At 68.5% G+C, this 2603-nt stretch carries 2 protein-coding genes and 1 pseudogene; 2 read left to right on the plus strand and 1 reads right to left on the minus strand.

The window, feature by feature from the left end:
• Positions 1–247 precede the first annotated feature (247 nt).
• Together VGB60_RS00920 and VGB60_RS00925 are read left to right on the plus strand one after the other, a co-directional pair.
• The gene (locus VGB60_RS00920; protein WP_331036412.1) at positions 248–760 is read left to right on the plus strand and encodes an HAD family hydrolase; all 513 of its coding nucleotides are present in this window, start codon (positions 248–250) and stop codon (positions 758–760) included.
• Positions 761–929: 169 nt separating this feature from the next.
• On the plus strand, positions 930–1805 hold the full coding sequence (locus tag VGB60_RS00925) for an alpha/beta hydrolase (RefSeq protein ID WP_331036413.1): 876 nt from the start codon (positions 930–932) through the stop codon (positions 1803–1805).
• Positions 1806–1893: 88 nt separating this feature from the next.
• Here the strand turns inward: VGB60_RS00925 and nadE are convergent.
• A pseudogene (gene nadE, locus VGB60_RS00930) lies at positions 1894–2603 on the minus strand (NAD(+) synthase); the annotation flags it as partial.

Genomic DNA, 2603 nt, shown 5'->3' on the forward strand with positions numbered 1-2603 from the left:
CCGACCACCGCCTCCTGCACCGCCGCCTCGATCCGGCCGTTGAGCCGAAGCCGCTGGGCCTGAAGGTCGATGAAGGCAATGGTCATGACAGGGTCTCCGGATCGGGCGCGAGCATGCGGACGGCGCCGGCTGTCGCCGCGCCGAAGGCAGGGCTCCGTACCAAATACCGCGCTTCAGCGCCAAACAAGCGGGCGTCACTTCGCGTGACGGGTTGCAACGAGCGCGGACGGGGGCGTATCGCCACGCCATGAGCAGCGGCGTCCCCGCCGTGTTCCTTGACCGCGACGGCGTGCTGATCGAGGACACCGGCTACCCCCATCTGGAAGCGCATCTCCGCATCATGCCGGGGGCGGGAGCGGCCGTTCGGCGGCTGAACAACGCGGGCTATCTGTGCGTCATCGTCACCAATCAGTCGGGCGTGGCGCGGGGAATGTTCACAGAAGAGCAGATGCACGCCTTCAACGGTCTGGTGGTGCGGCGGCTGGCCGAAGCCGGGGGGGAGATCGCCGCCGTCTACGCCTGCCCCTTTCACGCCGAGGGCGTGGTCGAGGCCTACATCCACCCGGACCATCCCGACCGAAAACCCAACCCCGGCATGATCCTGCGCGCCATGGCCGACCTGGGCATCGACCCGGCGAACTCCTTCATGATCGGCGACCAGCCGTCCGACATGGAGGCGGCGCGGCGGGCGGACGTGGTGGGCTACCGGTTCGAGGGCGGCGATCTGGAGACTTTTGTGACCGACCTGCTCGGACGTTAGCGTTGACGTCCTTCCGGGGCGCCGCAGGCGAACCCGGAATCCAGGACCGCAGCCTAACTCCTGGGTTCCGGGTTCCTCGCTGCGCTCGGCCCCGGAAGGACGAGAAACCGTACTATCGGATTTCCCGCTTCGATGAATTAAGCTGCGGGCCGATCTCGCCGGAGCCGCAATGACCCAGATTTTCACCGACCGCCGCTGGACCAGCGCTGACGGCCTCAGCCTCTACGCCCGCGACTATGCGGCCGCTGCCGGGCCCGCGCGCCTGCCGGTGATCGCCATCCACGGCCTGACCCGCAACGCGGCCGACTTCGAGACCATCGCGCCGCTGATCGCCCAGAGCGGCCGCCGGGTGCTGGCGCTGGACGTGCGCGGACGCGGCCGGTCGGACCGCGCGCCCGATCCCATGACCTACCAGCCCGCGACCTACGCCCACGATGTCCTGGCGCTGCTGGACCAGGCCGGAATCGCCCGCGCCGTCTTCCTCGGCACCTCCATGGGCGGGCTGATCACCATGGCCCTGGCCGCGATCCGCTCGAAGGTGGTCGCCGCCGCCATCCTCAACGACATCGGCCCCGAGGTGGCGAAGGAGGGGCTGATGCGGATCGCCGCCTACGCCGGAAAGCCGGTCGAGACCCCGACCTGGGAAGCCGCCGCGGCCCATGTGAAGTCGATCAACGCCGTCGCCCTGCCGCACTACACCGACGCCGACTGGATGGCCTTTGCGAAGCGGACCTTCCGCATCGGCACCGAGGGCGCGCCGGTGCTGGACTACGATCCCGACATCGCCGTGCCGATCCGGGCGGCAGGCGCCAAGGCGCTGGTCCCCAACCTGTGGCCGATGTTCAGCCGTCTGGCCAAGGGCCGCCCGGTCCTGCTGGTGCGCGGCAAGACCTCGGACCTGCTCAGCGCCGACATTGCCGCGAAGATGCGCAAGCGGGCCCCCAAGATGGACTATGTCGAGGTCGCCGGCGTCGGCCACGCGCCCATGCTGGACGAGCCGGACGCCAAGGCGGCGATCTTTCCGTTTCTGAGTGAGGTTCCGTAGGCGGAGTGATGAGTGGCTAGCGGCTAGTGAACTCGCAGGCAGACGGCCAGACACCACCGACCACTAGCCACTAATCACTAGCCACCCCTCAGTCCGGCACGTTCGCTTCCAGCTCGTCCAGCCACACCCGCGCTGTCGCATCCGACGGCGCGCGCCAGTCGCCGCGGGGAGAAAGCGACCCGCCGGTGACGACCTTGGGGCCGTTGGGGAGGGCGGACCGCTTGAACTGGCTGGTCTCGAAGAAGCGGACGAGGAATTTCCTTAACCAGGCCTTGATGACAGGCAGGTCATAGGCGACCCGCTCGTCTTCCGTCCCGACCGGCCAGGCCCCCGTCGCCGCATCCTTCCACGCCTGATGCGCCAGATAGGCCACCTTCGACGGCTTCAGGCCGAAGCGGGTGATGTAGAACAGGAAGAAATCGTTCAGCGCATAGGGCCCGACCGTACCCTCGGTCGACTGCAGCTTGCCGTCGTCGCCGGCGGGCACCAGCTCGGGCGAGATTTCGGTGCCGAGGATGTCCTGCAGCACGGCGGTGGCCTCGCCCTCATGCTCCCGCGTCGCCACCCAGCGGATCAGGTGCCGGATCAGCGTCTTCGCCACGCCGCCGTTGACGTTGTAGTGGCTCATGTGGTCGCCGACGCCATAGGTCGCCCAGCCCAGCGCCAGCTCGGACAGGTCGCCGGTGCCCAGCACGAAGGCGCGGTGCTGGTTGGCGAGGCGGAACAGATAGTCGGTCCGCAAGCCCGCCTGCACGTTCTCGAAGGTGATGTCGTGCACCGGCTCGCCCATGGCGAAGG

This window comes from Brevundimonas sp. (assembly GCF_036399195.1).
Lineage (GTDB): Bacteria > Pseudomonadota > Alphaproteobacteria > Caulobacterales > Caulobacteraceae > Brevundimonas.

Bases quoted from the DNA above. Each gene is read 5' to 3' on its own strand.
- VGB60_RS00920 (WP_331036412.1), top strand. From the start codon at position 248: ATGAGCAGCGGCGTCCCCGCCGTGTTCCTTGACCGCGACGGCGTGCTG.
- VGB60_RS00925 (WP_331036413.1), top strand. From the start codon at position 930: ATGACCCAGATTTTCACCGACCGCCGCTGGACCAGCGCTGACGGCCTC.